At 60.7% G+C, this 22,672-nt stretch carries 21 protein-coding genes; 13 read left to right on the top strand and 8 right to left on the bottom strand.

All coding sequences use genetic code 11. The features are described from left to right. Nucleotides 1–116: 116 nt before the first annotated feature. The 6 genes from AC1RQB_RS03965 to AC1RQB_RS03940 all read left to right on the top strand — a co-directional run bounded on the left by AC1RQB_RS03965 (nt 117) and on the right by AC1RQB_RS03940 (nt 7,117). Nucleotides 117–1,133, top strand: a complete 1,017-nt coding sequence (locus AC1RQB_RS03965; protein ID WP_063343590.1) for an AraC family transcriptional regulator — start codon at nt 117–119, stop codon at nt 1,131–1,133. 254 nt (nt 1,134–1,387) lie between these two features. Continuing rightward, nucleotides 1,388–3,052 carry an AMP-binding protein gene (locus AC1RQB_RS03960; protein WP_050683241.1) on the top strand — a complete coding sequence of 555 codons (1,665 nt, stop codon included), beginning with the start codon at nt 1,388–1,390 and terminating at the stop codon, nt 3,050–3,052. A 16-nt stretch (nt 3,053–3,068) separates the two neighbouring features. Next, the gene (locus tag AC1RQB_RS03955) at nt 3,069–3,830 is read left to right on the top strand and encodes an SDR family NAD(P)-dependent oxidoreductase (RefSeq protein WP_063343591.1); all 762 of its coding nucleotides are present in this window, start codon (nt 3,069–3,071) and stop codon (nt 3,828–3,830) included. 12 nt (nt 3,831–3,842) lie between these two features. Continuing rightward, nucleotides 3,843–5,036 (top strand): acetyl-CoA C-acyltransferase, encoded by a 1,194-nt coding sequence (locus AC1RQB_RS03950; protein ID WP_063343592.1) that lies wholly within the window; start codon nt 3,843–3,845, stop codon nt 5,034–5,036. Between the two features lie 165 nt (nt 5,037–5,201). Then, nucleotides 5,202–6,329, top strand: coding sequence for an acyl-CoA dehydrogenase (locus AC1RQB_RS03945; RefSeq protein WP_063343593.1), 1,128 nt, complete (start codon nt 5,202–5,204; stop codon nt 6,327–6,329). 14 nt (nt 6,330–6,343) lie between these two features. Then, the gene (locus tag AC1RQB_RS03940; protein WP_063343594.1) at nt 6,344–7,117 is read left to right on the top strand and encodes an enoyl-CoA hydratase; all 774 of its coding nucleotides are present in this window, start codon (nt 6,344–6,346) and stop codon (nt 7,115–7,117) included. Nucleotides 7,118–7,253: 136 nt separating this feature from the next. On the opposite strand, the gene AC1RQB_RS03935 is transcribed toward AC1RQB_RS03940, so the two are convergent. Continuing rightward, on the bottom strand, nt 7,254–8,405 hold the full coding sequence (locus tag AC1RQB_RS03935) for an acyl-CoA dehydrogenase family protein (protein WP_063343595.1): 1,152 nt from the start codon (nt 8,403–8,405) through the stop codon (nt 7,254–7,256). 3 nt (nt 8,406–8,408) lie between these two features. After that, nucleotides 8,409–9,515 carry an enoyl-CoA hydratase/isomerase family protein gene (locus tag AC1RQB_RS03930; protein ID WP_063343596.1) on the bottom strand — a complete coding sequence of 369 codons (1,107 nt, stop codon included), beginning with the start codon at nt 9,513–9,515 and terminating at the stop codon, nt 8,409–8,411. Between the two features lie 562 nt (nt 9,516–10,077). On the opposite strand from AC1RQB_RS03930, the gene AC1RQB_RS03925 reads away from it, so the two are divergent. From AC1RQB_RS03925 to astA, 7 genes are all read left to right on the top strand, one after another. Further along, on the top strand, nt 10,078–10,857 hold the full coding sequence (locus AC1RQB_RS03925; RefSeq protein WP_008072414.1) for a transporter substrate-binding domain-containing protein: 780 nt from the start codon (nt 10,078–10,080) through the stop codon (nt 10,855–10,857). Between the two features lie 76 nt (nt 10,858–10,933). Beyond that, the gene (locus AC1RQB_RS03920; protein ID WP_008072415.1) at nt 10,934–11,659 is read left to right on the top strand and encodes an ABC transporter permease; all 726 of its coding nucleotides are present in this window, start codon (nt 10,934–10,936) and stop codon (nt 11,657–11,659) included. Next, entirely contained in the window at nt 11,656–12,366 is a 711-nt protein-coding gene (locus tag AC1RQB_RS03915; protein ID WP_008008584.1) for an ABC transporter permease, read from the top strand. Before AC1RQB_RS03920 ends, AC1RQB_RS03915 begins: the two co-directional genes overlap by 4 nt. Nucleotides 12,367–12,419: 53 nt before the next feature. Next, nucleotides 12,420–13,181, top strand: coding sequence for an ABC transporter ATP-binding protein (locus AC1RQB_RS03910; RefSeq protein WP_008072416.1), 762 nt, complete (start codon nt 12,420–12,422; stop codon nt 13,179–13,181). 12 nt (nt 13,182–13,193) lie between these two features. Further along, entirely contained in the window at nt 13,194–13,673 is a 480-nt protein-coding gene (locus AC1RQB_RS03905) for an Lrp/AsnC family transcriptional regulator (protein ID WP_007900194.1), read from the top strand. 264 nt (nt 13,674–13,937) lie between these two features. Next, nucleotides 13,938–14,891, top strand: coding sequence for a citrulline utilization hydrolase CtlX (gene ctlX, locus AC1RQB_RS03900; protein ID WP_063343597.1), 954 nt, complete (start codon nt 13,938–13,940; stop codon nt 14,889–14,891). Then, complete coding sequence (astA, locus tag AC1RQB_RS03895) at nt 14,891–15,925, top strand: arginine N-succinyltransferase (protein WP_063343598.1); 1,035 nt, start codon at nt 14,891–14,893, stop codon at nt 15,923–15,925. The genes ctlX and astA overlap by 1 nt, the downstream gene beginning before the upstream one ends. 176 nt (nt 15,926–16,101) lie before the next feature. Here the strand turns inward: astA and AC1RQB_RS03890 are convergent, their stop codons facing one another. The 6 genes from AC1RQB_RS03890 to AC1RQB_RS03865 all read right to left on the bottom strand — a co-directional run bounded on the left by AC1RQB_RS03890 (nt 16,102) and on the right by AC1RQB_RS03865 (nt 22,645). Next, a complete protein-coding gene (locus AC1RQB_RS03890; protein ID WP_063343599.1) occupies nt 16,102–16,797 on the bottom strand; it encodes an HPP family protein in 696 nt (231 codons plus the stop codon). A 158-nt stretch (nt 16,798–16,955) separates the two neighbouring features. Beyond that, the gene (locus AC1RQB_RS03885) at nt 16,956–18,134 is read right to left on the bottom strand and encodes an MFS transporter (RefSeq protein ID WP_063343600.1); all 1,179 of its coding nucleotides are present in this window, start codon (nt 18,132–18,134) and stop codon (nt 16,956–16,958) included. A gap of 151 nt (nt 18,135–18,285) precedes the next feature. Continuing rightward, a complete protein-coding gene (locus AC1RQB_RS03880; protein WP_241824489.1) occupies nt 18,286–19,692 on the bottom strand; it encodes an MmgE/PrpD family protein in 1,407 nt (468 codons plus the stop codon). Then, nucleotides 19,689–20,576: a polysaccharide deacetylase family protein gene (locus tag AC1RQB_RS03875; RefSeq protein WP_063343601.1), complete on the bottom strand. Its 888-nt coding sequence runs from the start codon at nt 20,574–20,576 to the stop codon at nt 19,689–19,691. Before AC1RQB_RS03875 ends, AC1RQB_RS03880 begins: the two co-directional genes overlap by 4 nt. Then, nucleotides 20,569–21,417, bottom strand: coding sequence for a polysaccharide deacetylase family protein (locus AC1RQB_RS03870; RefSeq protein WP_063343602.1), 849 nt, complete (start codon nt 21,415–21,417; stop codon nt 20,569–20,571). The genes AC1RQB_RS03875 and AC1RQB_RS03870 overlap by 8 nt, the downstream gene beginning before the upstream one ends. Before the next feature lie 403 nt (nt 21,418–21,820). Further along, on the bottom strand, nt 21,821–22,645 hold the full coding sequence (locus tag AC1RQB_RS03865) for an ABC transporter substrate-binding protein (protein ID WP_007900204.1): 825 nt from the start codon (nt 22,643–22,645) through the stop codon (nt 21,821–21,823). Nucleotides 22,646–22,672 lie beyond the last annotated feature (27 nt).

The raw sequence follows: 22,672 nt of genomic DNA, 5'->3' as shown, positions 1-22,672 counted from the left end.
CTTCGCGAGCAAGCCCGCTCCCACAGGGATCTAGGCTGCCCACAGGGATCTGCGCCGGGCGGGTGGCTGCGCTAATATGCTCACCACTCAAACAAGAACAAGGCTTGCCTCGGTCAATGTCGGAAAAAGACACCATCGCCATTCAACTGGTGCGTGAAGCGCTGTTGCAAAGTTGTGCCCCGGGCGCTGCCACCGCAGAGGTGTTGAACAAGGTCGGCATCGATCCTGCGCTGCTGCAAACCAGCGACGCCCGTGTTCCGGCCACTGCTTATGCAAGGCTGTGGCGCTTGCTGGCACGGCGCGGGGACGATGAGTTTTTTGGCATGGACCCGCGCAAGCTCAAGTCCGGCAGCCTGGAGTTTCTGTGTCGTTGCTCGATGGTTCAGCCAAGCCTGGCTGCCGGGCTGACCTCGGGCCTGAGCTTTCTGTCGTTGATGCTCGAGCGCCTGCCCGCGCAACTGGTGCGTCAGCAAAGCCTGGCGGAAATCGTCCTGCTGGAGGACGACGAAGACCCGCGTCGCGCCTTCACCTATTTCACTTACTGGATGATCGTGCACGGCGTTGCCTGCTGGCTGGCAGGGCGGCGGATTCCGATCCTGGCCATCGAGTTGCGTTGCCCGGCGCCGGATTTTTGTGACGACTACCGGGTGATGTTCTCCGAGAACCTGCGGTTCGACCGGCCGCGCACGCGGATGATTTTCTCGGCTGACTGCCTGGATTTGCCGATCAAGCGCAGCCCTGAAGAACTGAAGCGATTCCTCGCCCATGCGCCAGCGAACATTCTGGTCAAGTACCGCGATCCCGAGAGCCTGGCCAGTCGGATCAAACACGATCTGCGGCAACTGCCCGCCGAACACTGGCCGGAAACCGAGGCGCTGGCGCAGCAACTGTGCATGTCGGCCTCGACCCTGCGTAGGCGCCTGGCTGAAGAGGGCCAGACCTATCAGGGGCTCAAGGACAGTGTGCGCAAGGAACTGGCCATCGTCTGGCTGGCCGAGCCTGCCATCAGCTTCGCCGAAATCGCCACCCGTTTGGGGTTTGCCGATACCAGCTCGTTCTACAAGGCGTTTCGCAAGTGGTCGGGGTCTAATCCGGGGCATTATCGGAGTTTGATTCTTAACGAAGCCAACTAATCCGGATTTGATCGATCGTTCCCACGCTCTGCGTGGGAATGCCTCAATGGACGCTCTGCGTCCGCTTCTGGGACGCTCTGCGTCCCGGGCTGCATTCCCACGCGGAGCGTGGGAACGAGGTAGGTAGTGACCTTGGCCAAACCAGTCACACAACTTGATAACTTTGACCATTGTCCCGCTCCCCGCGCAGAGCGAGTATTTCCCTGTTATTTACGGTTCCCCCAACCTAATAAAAATACACAGGGATTCTGGCAATGCGCGATTACTTGTCTGCTACGTCACAGTTCAATTATCAGCACACCGTCGATGCCGCGCTCACAGGGTCGTTGAGCGCGCTCAATGCCTGCGTCGAGTGTTGCGACCGGCATGCCTTGCCGGGACGCATCGCGCTGTTCTGGGAAGGTCGCGATGGCGCCAGCGCGACTTACACTTTCAGCGACTTGCAGGACAAAGCCGCGCGGTTTGCCAATTTCCTGCTGGCCCAGGGCGTGAAGAAGGGCGATAAAGTCGCCGGCCTCTTGCCACGCAACATCGAATTACTGATCACCGTGTTCGCCACCTGGCGCATCGGCGCGGTCTATCAGCCGCTGTTTACCGCCTTCGGCCCGAAAGCCATCGAACATCGCCTCAATAGCTCCGGCGCCGCAGTCGTAGTAACCGACGCCGTCAATCGCCCGAAACTCGCTGAAGTGGCCGACTGCCCGACCATCGTCACCGTTGGCGGCCCCAAGGGCCAGGGCATCGTGCGTGGCGATTTCAGTTTCTGGGCCGAACTGGCCAATTATTCTTCCGAATGCGAACCGGTATTACTGACCGGCGAAGACCCGTTCCTGTTGATGTTCACCTCGGGCACCACGGGCCCGTCGAAAGCGCTGTCGGTGCCGCTCAAAGCGATCGTCGCGTTCCAGAGTTACACCCGTGACGCGGTGGACCTGCGCCCTGAAGACGCATTCTGGAACGTCGCCGATCCGGGCTGGGCCTACGGCATCTATTTCGGCGTCACCGGGCCCATGGCGATGGGGCATCCGATCACCTTTTACGATGGCCCGTTCACCCTCGAAAGCACCTGCCGGGTGATCAACAAATACGGGATCACCAACCTCACCGGTTCGCCGACCGCCTACCGCTTGCTGATTGCCGGTGGGGACGAGTTTGCCCGCTCGATCAAGGGCAAGCTGCGCATCGTCAGCAGCGCCGGCGAACCGCTGAACCCGGAAGTGATTCGCTGGTTCGCCGATAACCTTGGCGTGGTGATCCACGACCATTACGGCCAGACCGAACTGGGCATGGTGTTGTGCAATCACCACGGCCTCGATCATCCGGTACACGTCGGCGCTGCCGGTTTTGCCTCGCCGGGCCACCGCATCGTGGTGCTCGACGACGAATACAAAGAACTGGGCGTCGGCCAGCCAGGCATTCTGGCCATCGACCGGACCCAGTCGCCGATGTGCTGGTTCGGCGGTTACGAAGGCGCACCGACCAAGGCCTTCGTCGGCAACTATTACCTGAGCGGCGACACCGTCGAGTGGAACCCGGACGGCAGCATCAGCTTCGTCGGCCGCAGCGACGATGTGATCACCACCTCCGGCTACCGCGTTGGCCCGTTCGACGTGGAAAGCGCGCTGATCGAACACCCGGCGGTGGTCGAAGCGGCGGTGATCGGCAAGCCCGATCCAGAACGCACCGAGCTGGTCAAAGCCTTCGTCGTGCTCAGCCCGCAATACCGTGCCGAACCTGCACTCGCCGAAGAGTTGCGCCAACACGTGCGCAAGCGTCTGGCGGCGCACGCGTACCCCCGAGAAATTGAATTTGTCAGCGAGTTGCCGAAAACCCCAAGCGGCAAATTGCAGCGCTTTATCTTGCGCAACCAGGAAATCGCCAAGGCTCAAGAGGCCACCGCGAAGAACGTTTCAGCTTGAATCCAAGGAAACAATGATGCAGATCGAAAACAAGGTTTTTCTCGTCACCGGCGGCGCGTCCGGCCTCGGTGCCGCCACCGCTGAAATGCTGGTGGCTGCCGGTGCCAAGGTGATGCTGGTGGACATGAACGCTGAAGCCGTCGCGGCCCAGGCTGCACGTTTGGGCGCGCAAAGCGTGGTGGCCGACATCAGCAATGAAGCGGCTGCGCAAGCGGCGGTGCAGGCGACGGTCAAAGCGTTTGGCGGCCTCAATGGTCTGGTCAATTGCGCTGGCATCGTGCGTGGCGAGAAGATCCTCGGCAAGAACGGTCCTCATGCACTGGACAGTTTCAGCCAGGTGATCAACGTCAACTTGATCGGCAGCTTCAACATGCTGCGTCTGGCGGCGACGGCGATTGCCGAAACCGAAGCTGACGAAGACGGTGAGCGTGGCGTGATCATCAACACCGCGTCGGCCGCAGCCTTCGACGGCCAGATCGGTCAGGCCGCGTATTCGGCGTCGAAAGGCGCGATCGTCAGCCTGACCTTGCCCGCCGCCCGTGAACTGGCGCGCTTCGGCATCCGCGTGATGACCATCGCACCAGGCATTTTCGAAACGCCGATGATGGCCGGAATGACCCCTGAAGTGCGCGAGTCCTTGGCCGCTGGCGTGCCATTCCCACCGCGCCTGGGCAAGGCGAGCGAGTACGCCGCGCTGGTCAGGCATATCATAGAAAACAGCATGCTCAACGGCGAGGTGATCCGTCTCGACGGTGCCTTGCGCATGGCCGCCAAATAAGGAGGATTAGACATGACACTTTCCAACGATCCGATTGTTATTGTCAGCGCCGTCCGCACCCCGATGGGCGGTTTCCAGGGCGAACTGAAAAGCCTGACCGCACCGCAGCTGGGCGCCGCGGCGATTCGTGCTGCCGTTGAGCGTGCCGGTATTGCTCCTGAATCCGTAGAAGAAGTGCTGTTCGGCTGCGTGCTCTCTGCCGGTCTCGGGCAGGCGCCGGCGCGGCAAGCGGCACTGGGCGCCGGACTGGATAAATCGACCCGTTGCACGACACTGAACAAGATGTGTGGTTCGGGCATGGAAGCCACGATTCTGGCCCACGACATGCTGATCGCCGGCAGTGCCGATGTGGTCGTCGCCGGGGGCATGGAAAGCATGTCCAACGCGCCATTCCTGCTGGACCGCGCCCGCAGCGGTTACCGCATGGGCCACGGCCGGGTGCTTGATCACATGTTCCTCGACGGCCTGGAAGATGCCTACGACAAGGGTCGCCTGATGGGCACCTTTGCCGAGGATTGCGCTGAAACCAACGGCTTTACCCGTGAAGCTCAGGACGCGTTTGCCATTGCTTCGACCACCCGCGCTCAACAGGCGATCAAGGACGGCAGCTTCAACGCCGAGATCGTGCCGCTCACCGTGACCGTCGGCAAAGAGCAGGTGCTGATCAGCCATGACGAACAGCCGCCGAAAGCCAAACTGGACAAGATCGCCTCGCTGAAACCGGCGTTCCGCGATGGCGGCACGGTGACGGCGGCGAACTCTAGTTCGATCTCCGACGGCGCGGCGGCATTGGTGTTGATGCGCCGTTCCGAAGCCGAGAAACAAGGCCTGAAACCGCTGGCGGTGATTCATGGTCACGCCGCGTTTGCCGACACGCCGGGGCTGTTCCCGGTGGCACCGGTAGGCGCGATCAAGAAACTGATGAAGAAAACCGGCTGGTCGCTGGACGAAGTCGAGTTGTTCGAAGTCAACGAAGCGTTCGCGGTGGTCAGTCTGGTGACCATGACCAAACTGGAAATTCCCCACGAGAAGATCAATGTCCACGGCGGTGCCTGCGCGTTGGGTCACCCGATTGGTGCGTCCGGTGCGCGGATCCTCGTGACCCTGCTCTCGGCCCTGCGCCAGAAAGGCCTGAAACGCGGCGTTGCAGCGATCTGCATCGGCGGCGGCGAAGCAACGGCAATGGCTGTTGAGTGCCTGTATTAAGGGCTGACGCCAATCCTTGTGGGAGCGGGCTTGCCCGCGATGACGGTTTTACAGGCGCCAAGGATGTTGCCTGACAGATCGCTATCGCGGGCAAGCCCGCTCCCACAGGTCCTGTGTTTCAACTGACAGGCATTTTGTACGAAGGCAAATTTTTAAGGACTTGGCATGATTCCCAATGACGAACAACTTCAGATCAGCGACGCGGCCCGGCAGTTTGCCCAGGAACGGCTGAAACCGTTCGCCGCCGAATGGGACCGCGAACATCGCTTCCCCAAGGAAGCTATTGGCGAGATGGCCGGCCTGGGCTTCTTCGGCATGCTGGTGCCGGAGCAGTGGGGCGGTTGCGACACCGGTTACCTGGCCTACGCCATGGCCCTGGAAGAGATCGCTGCCGGCGATGGCGCCTGCTCGACCATCATGAGCGTGCACAACTCGGTAGGTTGCGTGCCGATCCTCAAGTTCGGCAACGACGATCAGAAAGAACGCTTCCTCAAGCCTCTCGCTAGCGGCGCAATGCTCGGTGCGTTTGCCCTGACCGAACCGCAAGCGGGCTCCGATGCGAGCAGCCTGAAAACCCGTGCCCGGCTGGACGGCGATCACTACGTGCTCAACGGCTGCAAGCAATTCATCACCTCAGGGCAAAACGCCGGGGTGGTGATTGTGTTTGCGGTGACTGACCCGAGTGCCGGCAAGCGCGGGATCACGGCGCTGATCGTGCCGACCGATTCGCCGGGCTATAAAGTCGCGCGAGTCGAAGACAAACTCGGCCAGCACGCCTCCGATACCTGCCAGATCCTCTTCGAGGATGTGAAAGTCCCGGTGGCCAATCGACTGGGCGAGGAGGGCGAAGGCTACAAGATCGCCCTGGCCAACCTCGAAGGCGGCCGTGTCGGCATCGCCTCGCAATCGGTGGGCATGGCCCGCGCCGCGTTCGAAGCGGCCCGCGACTACGCCCGTGAACGCGAGAGCTTCGGCAAGCCGATCATCGAACACCAGGCGGTAGCCTTCCGGCTGGCAGACATGGCGACCCAGATCGCCGTGGCCCGGCAGATGGTGCATTACGCGGCGGCATTGCGCGACAGCGGTAAACCGGCGCTGGTCGAGGCGTCCATGGCCAAGCTGTTCGCTTCGGAAATGGCCGAGAAGGTCTGCTCCTCGGCGTTGCAAACCCTTGGCGGTTACGGTTACCTGAACGACTTCCCGCTGGAGCGGATCTACCGCGACGTGCGGGTGTGCCAGATCTACGAAGGCACCAGCGATATTCAGCGCATGGTCATTTCGCGCAATCTTTGAGAAGGAATCCACCTATGAACTACGAAACGATTTTGTTGGAAACCCACGGCCGCGTCGGCCTGATCACCCTCAACCGTCCGCAAGCGTTGAACGCGTTGAATGCGCAAATTGTCAGCGAACTGAACCACGCCCTCGATGGCCTGGAAGCCGATTCGAACATCGGTTGCATCGTGCTGACCGGCTCGAAAAAAGCCTTCGCCGCCGGTGCCGACATCAAGGAAATGGCCGAGCTGACGTATCCGCAGATCTACCTCGATGACCTGTTCAGCGACAGCGATCGCGTGGCCAATCGCCGCAAGCCGATCATCGCCGCGGTCAACGGTTTCGCTTTGGGCGGTGGTTGTGAACTGGCGTTGATGTGCGACTTCATTCTGGCGGGCGACAACGCCAAATTCGGTCAGCCGGAGATCAACCTCGGCGTGCTGCCGGGCATGGGCGGCACTCAGCGCCTGACTCGCGCAGTGGGCAAGGCCAAGGCCATGGAAATGTGCCTGAGCGGGCGTTTGATCGATGCGGTGGAAGCGGAGCGTTGCGGCATCGTTGCGCGCATCGTGCCGGCGGATGAGCTCGTGGACGAAGCGCTGAAAGTCGCGGCGCTGATTGCGAAGAAGTCGCTGCCGATTGCGATGATGATCAAGGAAAGCGTTAACCGCGCGTTTGAAGTCAGCCTGTCGGAAGGCGTGCGTTTTGAGCGTCGGGTGTTCCATGCGGCGTTTGCGACGCAGGATCAGAAAGAAGGGATGGCGGCGTTTATTGCCAAGCGGGAGGCGGAGTTCGTCGGCAAGTAACCCACACTGATCGTTCCCACGCTCTGCGTGGGAATGCCTCAACGGACGCTCCGCGTTCGGCTTTTGATGGGACGCGGAGCGTCCCGGGCTGCATTCCCACACGGAGCGTGGGAACGATCATGTCTGCGGCGACTCTCTAGACCAGGTAGTGCTTGAGCTCCCGGGCAATCACCATCCGCTGTATCTCGCTCGACCCTTCATAAATCTGCGTGATCCGCGCATCCCGGTAGTAACGCTCCACCGGGTAATCCTCCAGATACCCATACCCGCCATGAATCTGTATCGCCGACGAGCAGACCTTCTCGGCCATCTCCGATGCAAACAGCTTGGCCTGTGAAGCCTCCGACAGACACGGCTTGCCGGCACTGCGCAACCGCGCGGCGTGCAGGATCAGCAAACGTGCAGCATTCAGACGGGTGTGCATGTCGGCCAGCATATTGGCGATGCTTTGGTGCTCGATGATCGGCTTGTCGAACTGCACCCTATCCCGCGCATAAGCGAGCGCCGCTTCGAACGCTGCGCGGGCGATGCCCAAGGCTTGCGCGGCGATGCCGATGCGGCCGCCTTCGAGGTTGGAGAGGGCGATGGCCAGGCCTTTACCGCGTTCGCCCAGCAGATTGGCCTCGGGAACGGTGCAATTGTTCAGGGTCACGGCGCAGGTATCGGAAGCACGGATGCCCATCTTGTGTTCACTGCGGTCGACAATGAAACCCGCAGTTTCGGTCGGCACCAGGAACGCCGAAATGCCGCGCTTGCCCAGCTCCGGATCGGTCACGGCAAACACAATCGCCAGTTTCGCCCGTTTGCCATTGCTGACGAATTGCTTGGCGCCGTTGATCACCCACTGGCCGTCGCGCAATTCGGCGCGGGTGCGCAGGTTATGCGCTTCGGACCCGGCCTGGGGTTCGGTGAGGCAGAAGCAGCCGATGGCCTGGCCGCTGGCGAGGTCCGGCAACCATTGCTGTTTCTGTTCTTCGGTGCCGTAGTTGAGCACCGGCCCGCAACCCACGGAGTTGTGGATGCTCATCAGCGCACCGGTGGCGCCGTCACCGGCGGAAATCTCTTCCACCGCCAAGGCGTAGGCGACGTAGTCGACATAAGTGCCGCCCCATTCCTCGGGCACCACCATGCCCAGCAGACCCAGTTCACCCATTTTCGCCACCAGACCATCATCGATCCAGCCGGCCTTTTCCCAGGCTTGTGCATGGGGCGCGATTTCGCCGCGGGCAAAATCCCGGGCCATGTCGCGGATCATCACTTGCTCTTCGCTCAATTCGATATCGTGCATGGCTCAGCTCCAGCTTGGGTCGAACCCGGTGAAAAAACTCGCCACGTGCCCGGCGTCCAGCGCCTGCAGAGTCGGCGGGCTCCAGCGCGGGTTCTTGTCTTTGTCGATCAGCAAGGCGCGCACGCCTTCGATCAGGTCGCCGCGTTCGAACCACTGGCGATCCAGGTGCAGTTCGAGGGCGAAGCACTGTTCCAGGCTCAGGTGCCGACCGCGCCGCAGCATTTCCAGGGTCACGCCCATGGCCAGCGGTGAACGGCTTTCCAGCAGGTCGGCGGTGGCCGTGGCCCATTCATGGCTATCGGCGACGGTCACTGCACGCAGTTGTTCCACCATACTCGGCACATCGGGCAGGGCGAAGAAGTGATCGATGGCCGGCCGCAATGCCGCTAGTGGTGCCGCCGGCAGTTGTTGCACGGCGAGTTTCGCCAGCAGACCTTGAAGATCCTTCAATGGCGTTTCGTGCCATTGGAGCTGATCGAGTTGCTCGTCCAGAGTGCCCAGCTTGTTGCTTTCCAGGTACCAGTCGGCCAGGCCGCAATAGAGCGCATCGGCCGCGCGGATTTGCACGCCGCTGACACCGAGGTAAATCCCCAGTTCACCGGGAACGCGCGGCAGAAAATGGCTGCCGCCGACATCCGGGAAATAACCGATGGCCACTTCCGGCATCGCCAGACGGCTGCGCTCAGTGACCACCCGCAAATCGGCGCCTTGCACCAGCCCCATGCCACCGCCCAGCACAAAGCCATCCATCAAGGCCAGGACCGGTTTGCGATAGTGATGGATGGCGAGGTCGAGGGCGTATTCCTCGACGAAGAAGTCTTCGTGCAGGGTGTCGCCGCTTTTGAAACTGTCGTACAGCGAGCGAATATCGCCGCCGGCACAGAAAGCTTTCTCACCAGCGCCGCGCAACACCACCGCATGCACCTGCGGATCCTGTGCCCAGGCATCGAGCTGCTGTTGCAGGCTGCGAACCATGTCCAGGGTAATGGCGTTGAGGCCGGCGGGGCGATTGAGGGTCAGGTGACCGATGTGATTGCGAACCTCGGCCAACACTTCGTTTTGCGTGGCATCCATGGGCTGTGTTGTCGGGGATGAAACCTGAGCAGTCATCACTAACTCCCTGCTTTTATTGTTCTTTCTAGAGAAGCTCGCGCGCGAGCGATGCTGGATCGTATCAGTGCAAATTTGTGATGTACAACCGGGATATGTGCAGGTCCCGTCTGCATTTTTACCTTAGAGCAAGATCAAAAGATCGCAGCCTGCGGCAGCTCCTACGGGATTGGTGTTCATACCGAAAATCGCGGTGGACGCGGTCAATGTAGGAGCTGCCGAAGGCTGCGATCTTTTGATCTTTCCTCTGATCTTTACTCCCATCCGCCAATCAACGACAGAATCGGCTGTTAAAGGCCTTCGTTCAGCGCACTTGAGCTGTCTGAACAGGGACTTACGACACCCGTGCCGTCCGGGCAATTGGCATTCTGGCAATCCATTTCAAGCACTTGCGATCAAGAGCCTGGAACGGACTGACCCCGACGACTGATTAGACCCAGTCGAAAACAACAACAAATACGGCTGCGGTGAATGCCGCATCGACTCTCTGCCCCTGTCAAAAAGTGTGGTGCGGCGCAGGCGCCAAGCCGCGATAAATCCAAATAATCCGGGACTCTAGAAGATGAACATCAAATGGCTGACCTTACCGGCATTGGCTTTGCTGTGCTGCTCCACCGGAGCCAGCGCCAAAGAGTGGAAAGAGCTGCGATTCGGCGTCAACCCCAGTTACCCGCCTTTTGAATCCACCACCGCCGATGGCGGCGTGCAGGGGTTTGGCGTGGACTTGGGCAATGCAATCTGTGCCGAGCTGAAGTTGAAGTGCGTGTGGGTCAGCAATGACTTCGACGGGTTGATCCCGGCCCTGAAGGCGGGCAAGTTCGACGCCATCGAATCCTCGATGACTGTCACCGACGCGCGCAAAAAACAGATCGACTTCACCGATCGCCTGTATGCCGGGCCGACCGCCATCGTCACCCGCAAGGATTCCGGCTTGTTGCCCACCGCCGAATCGCTGCGGGGCAAAACCATCGGTTACATGCAGGGCACGATTCAGGAAACCTACGCCAAGGCCAAACTGGGGCCGGGCGGGGTGAAACTGCGCGCTTATCAGAATCAGGATCAGGTCTACGCCGACCTGGTTTTCGGGCGTCTCGATGCGTCGATCCAGGACAAGCTGCAAGCACAGATGAGCTTTCTGACGTCTCCCCAAGGGGCGGACTTCCAGAACAGCGAAGGCATCAGCGACCCATTGGTGCCATCGGAAATCGCCATCGGCATCCGCAAGGACAACGAAGAGCTCAAAGGCATGCTCAATGCCGCCATCAAGGCTCTGCATGAAAAGGGCATCTACGCACAGATCCAGCAGAAGCACTTCGGCGATCTGGACCTCTACAACAACTGATCCTCGCGCCCCGAGCGCTGCGCCCTGGTAACAGGCGCAGCGCTTGCAAGCGGGCGCCTCAAGACAGGTGACTGGCGTGAATTCCTTCCTGAATCTGATCGGGGTCGATCTTTCGTCCCTGCAAGGCTATGGCCCTTTGTTGCTGCATGGCACCTGGGTCACCCTAAAATTGTCGGCGCTGTCGCTGCTGGTAAGCATGGCGCTGGGGCTGCTCGGCGCGGCGGCCAAGCTGTCGCCGCTGAAACTGTTGAACCTGCCTGCGACCTTCTACACAACGCTGATTCGCGGGGTGCCGGACCTGGTGCTGATGCTGCTGATTTTCTACAGCCTGCAGGGCTGGCTGAGCAGCCTGACCGAAGCCATGGACTGGCCTTACATGGAGATCGACCCCTTTGTGGCCGGCGTCGTCACCCTCGGTTTTATTTACGGCGCGTACTTCACCGAGACCTTTCGCGGGGCGATCCTGAGCGTGCCGCGCGGCCAACAGGAAGCCGCCGCCAGCTTTGGGCTGAACCGCTGGCAGCGTTTTCGTTTCGTGGTGTTCCCGCAAATGATGCGGTTCGCCTTGCCGAGCCTGGGCAACAACTGGCTGGTGCTGCTCAAGGCCACGGCGCTGGTGTCGATCATCGGTTTGTCGGACCTGGTCAAGGTGGCGCAGGAGGCCGGTAAAAGCACGTTTAACATGCTCGACTTCCTGCTCCTGGCGGGGGCGCTGTACCTGCTGATCACCAGCGCGTCGAACTACGTACTGCGAGTGCTCGAGCGGCGTTATAACCAAGGCGTACGGGGGATGGCGCGATGATCGAGTTGATTGCCGAATACTGGAAGCCCTTTCTGTTCAGCGACGGCTACAGCCTCACCGGATTGGCGATGACTTTGTGGCTGTTGGTGGCGAGCATCGTGATGGGGTTCTTCCTGTCGTTGCCATTGGCGATCATGCGCACTTCGCGCTGGGGCCTGCTGCGCTGGCCGGTTCAGCTGTTTACTTATGTGTTTCGTGGCACGCCGCTGTATATCCAGTTGCTGATTTGCTACAGCGGGATCTACGGCATCGCCGTGGTCCGCTCGCAACCGCTGCTCGAAGCGTTCTTTCGCGATGCGATGAACTGCACCTTGCTGGCGTTCACGCTCAACACCTGCGCCTACACCGTGGAAATCTTCGCCGGGGCGATTCGCAGCATTCCCTACGGTGAGATCGAGGCGGCCCATGCCTATGGCTTGAGCGGCTGGCGCCTGTACCTGCGGCTGATCCTGCCTTCGGCATTGCGCCGGGCGCTGCCGTATTACAGCAACGAAGTGATCCTGATGTTGCACGCCACGTCGGTGGCATTCACCGCAACCATTCCCGACATTCTCAAAGTCGCCCGGGACGCCAATGCCGCGACCTTCATGACTTTTCAGGCCTTCGGCATTGCCGGCCTGCTGTACCTCGCGCTGTCGTTCGGTTTGGTCGGCGCGTTTCGCCTGGCGGAGAAGCGCTGGTTGAGCTTCCTCGGGCCGGCGCACTAATTCCTCTTTTCATCCAGAGCAGCGCCGAAGCAGGCGCTGCTGGAGACTTACGCATGTACAAACTCACGGTTGAAAATCTGTACAAACGTTTTGGTGACAATGAAGTGCTTAAAGGCGTCTCGTTGAACGCACGGGCCGGCGATGTGGTGAGCATGATCGGTGCCAGCGGTTCGGGTAAAAGCACCATGTTGCGCTGCATCAACTTTCTGGAGCGGGCGGACGAGGGTGCCATTGTGCTGGACGGTGAGCGAGTCATCACTCGCCCGGGCGCGGGTGGCATGCGAGTCGCCAACCCGGCACAGTTGCAGCGTTTGCGCACACGCCTGGCGATGGTGTTCCAGCATTTCAATTTGTGGAGCCATCTGACCGTACTGGAAAACATCATACTGGCGCCGTGTCGGGTGCTGGGTGTCAGCCGCAAGGCCGCCGAAGAGAGCGCACGGGCGTATCTGGACAAGGTCGGTTTACCGCAACGGGTGGCCGATCAGTACCCGGCGTTTCTGTCCGGCGGGCAGCAACAGCGTGTGGCGATTGCCCGGGCGTTGGCCGTGGAACCAGAGATACTGTTGTTCGACGAGCCGACCTCGGCCCTCGATCCGGAATTGGTGGGCGAGGTGTTGAAGGTGATTCAGGCGCTGGCTGAAGAAGGCCGGACCATGTTGATGGTGACCCACGAAATGGGCTTTGCCCGGCAAGTGTCCAGCCAGGTGTTGTTCTTGCATCAGGGGCGGGTCGAGGAGCAAGGTGATGCAACCATCCTTGACCGGCCAGAGAGTGAACGTTTACAGCAATTCCTATCGGGTCGTTTGAAGTGAGGCAAGACGTACATGGCGGATATCCGCGATCTGTCGATTGTGCTTGATCGTATCGATCAGGCCATTATCGAAGTGCTGCGCCACGAAGGGCGCATCACTTATCAAAAGCTTTCCGAGCGCGTACACCTCACGCCCAGGCCGTGCCTGGAGCGGGTGCGCAAGCTCGAACAGCTCGGGGTTATCCGTGGCTACGGGGCTATTCTCGACGAAAAAAAACTGACGCCGGGCCTGTCGCTGCTGGTGTTGGTTGCGCTGTCGAACCAGAGCGGGCGGGCGGCGCAAAAGGCTTTTGAGGCCAAGGTTCGCGGTTGTCCGCAGGTGCTGGAATGCCGCTTGATCAGCGGCGCGTTCGACTACAGCCTGCGCATGCGTTGCCGGGACATGGAGCATTATCGGGTGCTGACTGAAGTCTGGTTCGACGACCCGGAGTTGCACATCGACAAACTGGTCAGCCATCCGGAACTGGCGATGGTCAAGACCACGATGGAATAGCCTGCACACGCAAGATCAAGATCAAAAGATCGCAGCCTTCGGCAGCTCCTACGTGGACCGTGTTCACCGCAATTTCGGGTATGAACACCGATCCCGTAGGAGCTGTCGAAGGCTGCGATCTTTTGCTTTTCACCCCTCGCCGAATCGGCTGAACGATCCCGGATTTTCAGCCATTTCCATCACCCGCCAAGCCCTTATCAACCGGGTTTTTCCGCCGCCGAAACAGACAATGAGCACCTCTCAACCCTCATTGAATCTGTGCCCATGCAAACCACCAATACCGTTTTGATGATTCGCCCGACACGTTTCTCGTTCAATCAGGACACGGCGGCGAACAACCGTTTCCAGCGCCCGGCCGATGTGTCCGAGGACGTGCAGCTCAAGGCCTTGCAAGAGTTCGACGGCTACGTCGCCGCGCTGCGCAGCCACGGCGTCGAAGTGCTGGTGCATAACGACCTCGAAGCCCCGCATACCCCCGATTCGATCTTTCCCAACAACTGGTGGAGCAGCCACCCTGACGGCACGTTGGTGCTGTACCCGATGCAGGGCCATAACCGGCGCCTGGAGCGCGACAAAGGCGTGCTCGACTGGCTGCGGGACGAATACCGCGTCGAGCAGTTGCTGGACCTGTCCAGCCTGGAACAGCAGGAAGTGTTCCTCGAAGGCACCGGCAGCATGGTACTGGACCGGCAGCAGCGGGTTTGTTACGCCGGCTATTCCACCCGCACCCACGCTCGGGCGCTGGATCAACTGGTCGACCATTTGGGTTACGAGCTGTGTGCCTTTAATGCGGTGGACCGTCAGGGCGTGGCGATCTATCACACCAACGTGATGATGAGTGTCGGCACCCAGCTGGCCATCGCGTGCCTGGCCTCCGTCACTCATCCGGGCGAACGCCTAGCCCTGCGTAAACGTCTGGAAGACAGCGGCAAAAAGGTGATCGCGCTGGACTGGGCGCAGCTGGAATCGTTCGCCGGCAACATGCTGGAAGTCCACAACGCTGCGGGCGAACCCTTGCTGGTGATGTCGCGCACCGCCTGGCAATCGCTGGATGCCGATCAGCGCCGTTTGATCGAAGCCCACACCACGCCGCTGCCGGTGAACATCGACACCATCGAACGCATCGGCGGCGGCAGCGCTCGCTGCATGTTGGCCGAAGTCTTTCTATCTAAACGTCAATCTAAACGTCAGTCCAAACCTGCCCAGGAGCAAGTGTGATGATCGTCCGTCCTGCAACACCGGCAGATTTGCCGGCACTGTTAGCCCTGGCCCATAGCGCCGGAACCGGTTTGACCACCTTGCCGGCCGATGCGGCGCGTTTGACCCAGCGTCTGGAATGGGCGGCGAAAACCTTTGCAGGCGAGGCCGAGCGCGGCGATGCCGACTACCTGTTTGTGCTGGAGAACGACCAGCAAGAAGCGGTCGGTATCTGCGCGTTGGCAGGTGCCGTCGGTATGCGTGAGCCTTGGTACAACTATCGGCTGGGCCTGTTTGTCGCCGCGTCGAAAAACCTCGGGATCAATCAGCAACTGCCGACGTTGTTCCTGGGCAATGACATGACCGGCCACTCGGAGCTGTGCTCGCTGTTTTTGCATGCCGATCACCGCAGCGGTCTGAACGGTCGTTTGTTGTCGAAGGCGCGCTTCTTGTTTCTGGCGGAATTTCGTCAGCACTTCGGTGACAAGGTAATCGCGGAGATGCGCGGTTATTCGGATGAAGAGGGTGTATCACCGTTCTGGGAAGGCCTGGGGCGGCACTTCTTCAAGATGAATTTCGCTGACGCCGACTACCTCACGGGCCTTGGCAACAAAACCTTCATCGCCGAACTGATGCCCAAGTTTCCGCTGCCGACTTGCCTGTTGCCCGAGGCAGCGCGAGCGGTCATCGGTCGCGTGCACCCCAACACCGAACCGGCACTGGGCATGCTCAAGGCAGAAGGGTTCGAGCATCGGGATTACATCGATATCTTTGACGGCGGGCCGCTGATCGAATGCGCAACTGGCGACATCCGCGCGGTGCGCGACAGTCAGGTGCTGCAACTGAGCATCGGCACGCCAGGAGAGCAGGCGGCGACGTACCTGATCCACAACCGCCAGTTTGCCGAATGCCGGATTACCGCTGCTCCCGCACGCGTTGCCGCTGGTACGTTGATTGTCGATGCGCAGACGGCGAAAACGTTGGGGTTGAGTGCCGGGTCGTCGGTGCGCGCGGTGAGTGTGGCAGTGCCGGCGCGGCAGCAGTCTGCTGCATAGTGAACCCTGTGGCGAAATGCGATCTGTAGCAGCTGCCGAGCCTGCGAGGCTGCGTTCGGCTGCGAAGCAGTCGTCAATCCTGTATACGCGGTTCTCCTGAAACACCGCATAGCCTGACTTCACGACGGCTTCGCCGCCGAACGCAGCCTCGCAGGCTCGGCAGCTGCTACAAGGTGTCAGGCTCTGCCGCTCAGCACTTCACCGATGCTACGGCGCCTTGCATGCAACTCGCTGGCATGGATCAACTGCTCGAGGTCTTCAGGGGTGACGTCGTAGAAGGCCTCCATGTCGGCGAGGGCCAGTTTCAGATCCGCGGCAGTGATCGCCTGGCTGTCGGGTACGGGCATCATCGGCGCCGGTTCAGCGGGACGTTTTGGGTAACGAATGCGCGTCAGATTGTTGTACGCCAATGCGCTAAGCAGCATCGTCGAGGCACTGAGCATCACCGGGCCGAGGGCTTTCCACTCCAGGGCGATGGTCGCCGGGTCTGCCACCACCATCAGCAACGCCAAGGCACCGGCCGGTGGGTGCAAGCAACGTAACCAACACATCAGAATCAGCGCCATGCCCGCTGCGAGGCACGCGCTGCCGAGGGTGCGTCCGAGTACGTGAGCGACCAGCAACGAGACCACCCCGGCACTCAAGTAACCGCCAAGAATCGACCACGGCTGGGCAAGCGCGCCCGAGGACACGGCGAACAACAGCACCGCCGAGGCGCCCAGTGGCCCGATCAGATGCAGCGCCACTTGCATGCCGAATACCTGACTGCAGAGCCAGACGCTGAACATCGTGCCCAGTGACATGCCGATGGCGGCGCGGCTCCATTCTGAAGGGCGGGTATTGATGGCAGCAGGTAACCAGCGAGCGAACATGAGGCAAACGGTCCGTATAAAAATCCAGGCAAAAAAAAGGCTTAGCTGGGATACCCAGAAAGCCCTTGAAGTGGTTCCAACTATTGGGGGAGGAACGCCGCACAGTGTGCCGATCATTCCTTATGCTGACAAATTCATATTAATGCTGCTTCAGTGCATTATTTTTGCAGTATTGCCACGCGCCGACCGCTCATGAAGCACAGTAAACCGCCCATTGCCGTCAACGCACTCAGTGCATAAAACATGGTGGGCGCGGGCGTGTGCAGCAGCAGATAGCCACAGATTACCGGGCTCAGCGCACCACCGAGGGCCGCGAGATTCTGTGCGCCGTAGTAGCTGCCGCGCAGTTCTTCCGGGGCCAGGGTGTCGACGAACAGAAATTCGGCCGGGTAAATGATCATTTCGCCAAGCGTGAAGATGAACATCGCCACGCACCAGCTCACCAGGCTGTCAGCCAGGCTGAAACCGATCAACCCGAGGATGAACAGGCTGGTGCCGCCAGCAATCCAGTAACGCAGTTGTTCGCGTTTGAGGAACCGTCCGATCTGATATTGCAGCAGGATCACGCTGATGGCGTTGCAGGCGAGCAGGGCAGCCATGGTTTCCAGGGCACGTTTGGTGTCTTGGGTGACCAGCAGGTATTGCGACAGGTACAGGGTGAAACGACCGTGCACCACGGTGCTGAGCAGGCAGCCACAGGTGAACATGATCAGCGTGCGGTCGTTCTTCAGGGTGATCAGGGTTTTGAGAAAACTCTGGGGCTGGCCGATGGCAGGTGTCTGGGCCGGGTCTTTGGGAATCCCGCTCATCAGGAAAATACTGAAGAACGCGATGCCGCCGGCGATCAGGAACGGCGCCAGCGGCTGCACCCCGGCGATCACCACACCGAGCATCGGGCCGGTGGCGTAGCCGATGTTGGTCAGGGTGTAGCGCAGCGAAAAGGCCTTGGCGCGCTGGCCCACGGGCAGGTTTTCGCTGAGGATCGCCTTGGACCCGATCAGGAACAGCGCCGAGGCAGTTTCGGTGATCACCAGGGTGGCGGTGGTCAGGTAGAGGTTTTCGGCGAAGGTCAGCAACACGAAACCGATGGCGCTGGAGAGCATGGTCAGAATCAGCAGCCGACGTTTTTCGAGGCGGTCGATGATGTAACCGCCGTAAAGCGCGAGCAGGGTGGCGATGAACACCGCGATGCCCAACAACAGGCCGACGTCCTGTTGGTTGAGGCCGAGTTTGTTGCTCAGAAACAGGGTGAGCAACGGGCTGGTAATGGCGCGGCTGACGACGATGGTCAGCGAAACGATCATCAAGCGGCGAATAACGAGGGAGTAAGTGGCCACGGTGGGGCAAATGTCCTTATTTTAGATTTTGTGGTGTTCGACGCGATACCGAGTTGCTGCTAATCGCGGGCAAGCCCGCTCCCACAGGGATCACCTAGATCCTGTGGGAGCGGGCTTGCCCGCGATGAGGCCCGCACAGACAACGCCATACTCAACTCAGCCACCGATCAAGCGCCCGAACCGATTCCAGCTCATCCAGCCGCCACAACTGCTCAAGCAAGCCTTTCGCCTGCTCCTGCGGTATAACCCGCCCAGCCAGACTGCAGAACTTCTCCTCCAGCGCCTCATCACTCAGCGGATTCCCTGGCGCACCCAGTGGCACCTCAACGCACAGGCTCGCGTGCCGACCGTCCACGGTCTGCAGGCTGACCACAGGCTCGCCATCCTCCGACAGTAGCGGGTCGACTTCAAGGTGAATACGCGACATCCAGTGAGCAATTCGCGGGTGGTGGCGCTGTTCATCGTCGTAGGCTTCCAACAGGCAATGCCCATGGACCAGCCGGGCGGCGAGGGCATAGCGCAGGCTCATTTGCGCCGCCGGCAGGGTATTGATGTCCTGACCGCCACACATGTCCTGAAGAAATCCGCACAACGACACCTGAACGCTCTCGACCTGATCCGCACTGACCTGCAATTGATCCAGCAACAGGCCCAATGCATCGATCGCCGAATGCGTCCCCCGGCATGCCGCGTAGGGTTTGATCGAGCAGCGGGCAAGTTTCCACACGTGGCCCAGTTCGGCATCCAGCGCCTCGGGCACGGCGGTATCCGCCGCGAGGGTCTTGAGAAAACCGCCCCAGACATCATCGAACAGTTTTGTCGGCCCGGTGATGCCTTGTTGCGCAAATCGCGCCGCCAGCAATCCACCTTCGGCGGCCCGACCGCTGTGGAGTTTTTTGCTTTGCGAGCCGTCATGAATGAACGCCCAAAGACCGCCGCTGAAGCTGCCGGCAATGCCCAGCGCCGCCAGGGTTTGCTGTGCATCCAGACCCAGCATCCGTGCACTGGCCGCCGCTGCGCCAAACACCCCGCACGTCGCGGTGGAGTGCCAACCGGCGCCGTTGTGGGCCGAATAACTGCCGCAGGCTTCAAGCACCCGGCGGCCGATTTCGTAGCCGATCACCACGGCGGTGATCAATTCGCGGCCGTTTACTGACGCTTCAGAAACCGATAGCTCCGACATCGAGAGCGCAGCCATCACCGCCGGCAGCACCACCGCGCCGGAGTGATCGCAGCCGCCGGTGTCGTCCAACTCCAGGGCATGTGCGGCGATGCCGTTGAGCATGGCGGCCTGCGCTGCGCCGACGCGCTGACCGGTGCCCCAGACCAACGTGCTGCCAGTCTCACCCTCGAAAACCTGACGCGCCTGCTTCGCCACATCACTGCCAGCCCCGGCCAGGGTTACGCCAAAGGTGTCGAGGATGTGTCGCCTGGCTTGCGCAACCAACGCGGGTGGTAAATCTTCAAAACAAGTATCCACACAAAACTGTGCCAACCGCTCCATCCGCATCACCCCATCGTAGGCGCTGCCGAAGGCTGCGATCTCTTGATCTTTCATACGCCGTAATCCCGATAATGACGTTCGTACACGGTCGCCGGATGATCCTCGGCCACGGGCGCTGCCGATTCAGCCCACCATTGAGCGACCTCGGCACCGGTGGCGATCCATACGTCATCGTGTTGTTGAATGCTTTGCAGCAATTCGCGCAACACGCCGATCCGCCCGGGCGTGGCGATGATTTCCGGGTGCAGCCGCAGCACGTAACACAGCCCGAACCGGTGAAACCCGGCGAAGTCCATTTGCAGATTGCCCAGGGTATGGCTGTAGGAAGCGATCCGAGATTGCGCCGGCGGCACCGCCGGGCTGAGGTTGAAGGCGAAGTAGGGTTCGTCTTCCAGTTCGTAGTGCAACGGCAGCTCGATCACTTCGGGTGCCGTCGGGTGAGCGAAGGGCAAATCATCGCCGCGCCATGACGAGTCCCAGCGGATGCCATGCTCCCTTAACGCCTCGATGAAACCCGGCGCACCGTTGCCGGCGGGGATGCGAAAGCCTGTCGGACGCTGACCGGTCAACGCGCTCAATGTCGCGCAACCCTTGGCGACCTCGGCGCTTTGCTCGGCCAGCGTCAGCTTGTCGTAGTTCTGATGGCGATACCCGGCGCAGGCAATCTCATGCCCGCCAGCCTGGATCGCTCGGATGTGCTGCGGGTTTTCCTCGGCGACGATGCCGGGAATGCACCAAGTGCTGGAAACACCCAGTTCTTCGAAAAGCTTGAGCAAACGCTCGACACCGCGTTGGGTGCCGTAGCGCCACACCGACAAAGTCTTGTCGCGCCCGGCGACTTCCGGCGCCTGGGTAAGGATGCCGTGGATGTCGTTGTAATCGACGGTCAGCACCACGGCGCAGCGGTAGCCGTTGGGCCAGACGATGGAATCAGCCATGGTGATGCTCCTTCAGCCACCAGTGGGCGACGTCGCGGCAGGTGGCGAACCAGACGTCGTCGCGTTGGCGCATGTGTTCGAAGAGTTTTTCCAGAAGCAGGATGCGCCCCGGTTTGCCGGTGATCTTGGGATGGAACAGGGTGGTCAGGCACAACCCTTCATCCATGGCACCGTCGAATTCGCGGCACCAGTTATCGAGGGTCAGCGCGTAGCTGGCGGTGCGATCCAGTCCCGACGGAAAGTCCGGCGCGCGGGTGTAGGCGAGGGAGGCGTAGTCGTCCATTTCCCAGCGGCCGGGGATTTCCACCAGTGGCGTATCGAAGCCCGGCACGTTGACCAGATATGGCCGATCATCGCCGCGCATGCTGCTGGAATAAGTCACGCCGGCTTCCACCAGCATGGCCGGCGTTTCGGCTCGCCAGTCGCCGGACGGAGTGCGAAAACCTTCGGCGCGGATGTTCAGATGCTTCCAGAACACCTCGCGGGATTTGTGCATCACGTCCTTTTGCTGATCCAGCGTCAGGGCGTAAAAGGATTCGTGTTTGTAACCGTGGTAAGCGACCTCATGCCCGCGCTCGACGATTGCCTGGCACTGTTTCGGCCAGTTCTCCACGACCCAGGCCGGGACGAAAAACGTGGTCGGGATCCGGAACTCATCCAGTAAATCGAGAATCCGCGGCAGCGCCCGATAGGGGCCATAACCACCGAAACCGAAATACTCGGGTTTACGCCAGATCGAGCCATTGAGCATGGCATCGCCGGTCGGGCCATCGAGGTCGAAGGCCAGGGCGAGGCAGGCTGTGTGCTGGTCCGGCCAGGTGGGTTGGGGTGAGGAGGACATTTGATGCTCCAACTATTTATAAGTACACACCGAACCCTGTGGGAGCGGGCTTGCTCGCGATGAGGGCGGCACATTCAACATTCCTGTCACCTGACAGACCGCCATCGCGGGCAAGCCCGCTCCCACAGGTATTGGAGGTTGCCCCCCAGAATGTGAATCGACATCTAACCCTGTGGGAGCGGGCTTGCCCGCGATGAGGTCGGCACATTCAACATCCATGTCACCTGATAGACCGCCATCGCGGGCAAGCCCGCTCCCACAGGTTTTTCGGTTGGCCACAAAATTGTGATCGACCCGGATCCAGTGTGGGAGCGAGCCTGCTCGCGATGGAGCCGACACATTCAACATCTATGTCATCTGACAGACCGCCTTCGCGGGCAAGCCTCGCTCCTACGGGCAAGCATTACTTGCCGGCGTTAATGGTCACTGTCTTGATCGCTCCCAATTCCAGGTCCCACTTCTTCAGGATCGCCTGGTAGCTGCCGTCATCGACCATGCTCTGCATCGCCACTTTCACCGCTTCACTCAGCTCAGGCTTTTTCTTGCTCACGCCCAAACCGGTGAACTGCTTGGAAATTGGCAGGCCCACGGTTTTGTACATGTCCTTTTCCTGGGTCTTGAGGTACGGCAGGGTTTCGCTGCCTTGCATGGCCGCGTCGATACGGCTCTGACGCAGTTGCGCGCGGGCGTCGGCCGAGCCCTCGGTGCCGATCACGTTGATCGCAGGCTTGCCGGCGGCTTCGCAATTGGCCTTGCTCCACTCGGCGATTTCCGCCGGGAAGGTGGTGCGGCGGCTGGTGCCGACTTTCTTGCCGCACAGGTCGATGATCTCGTTCGTGTCCTTGTTTTTCTGCAAGGTGTAGAACTGCGGGCCGCTGGTGAAGTAGTCGACAAAGGTCACGCTGGCCTGACGCTCAGCGGTGTCGGTCATGCCCGACATCACCATGTCGACACGGTCGGTGGTCAGTGCGTTGATCATTTGTTCGAAGCCGGTTTCCTGCCATTTGATCTTCACGCCCAGCCGCTCGGCCAAGGCATTGCCCAGGTCAACGTCGAGGCCGGTCAGGGTGTTGGTGGCCGGGTCCTTGAAATCCATCGGCGGGTAGTTCGGCATGATCGCTACCACGACCTCGCCCTTGTCCTTGATGCTGGCCGGTAGTTCGGCGGCCCAGGTGAAGCTGGAAGCCATAACGCCTGCGAGTACTGCTGGGATAACTATGTTCTTCATGGTCGTTCTCTTATGAGTGTTATTACG

It is taken from the genome of Pseudomonas sp. GW822-FHT02E03 (genome assembly GCF_058802325.1).
The sequence above is the reverse complement of the archived record's forward strand: the minus strand, read 5'-3'. Positions and strand labels throughout refer to the sequence as shown.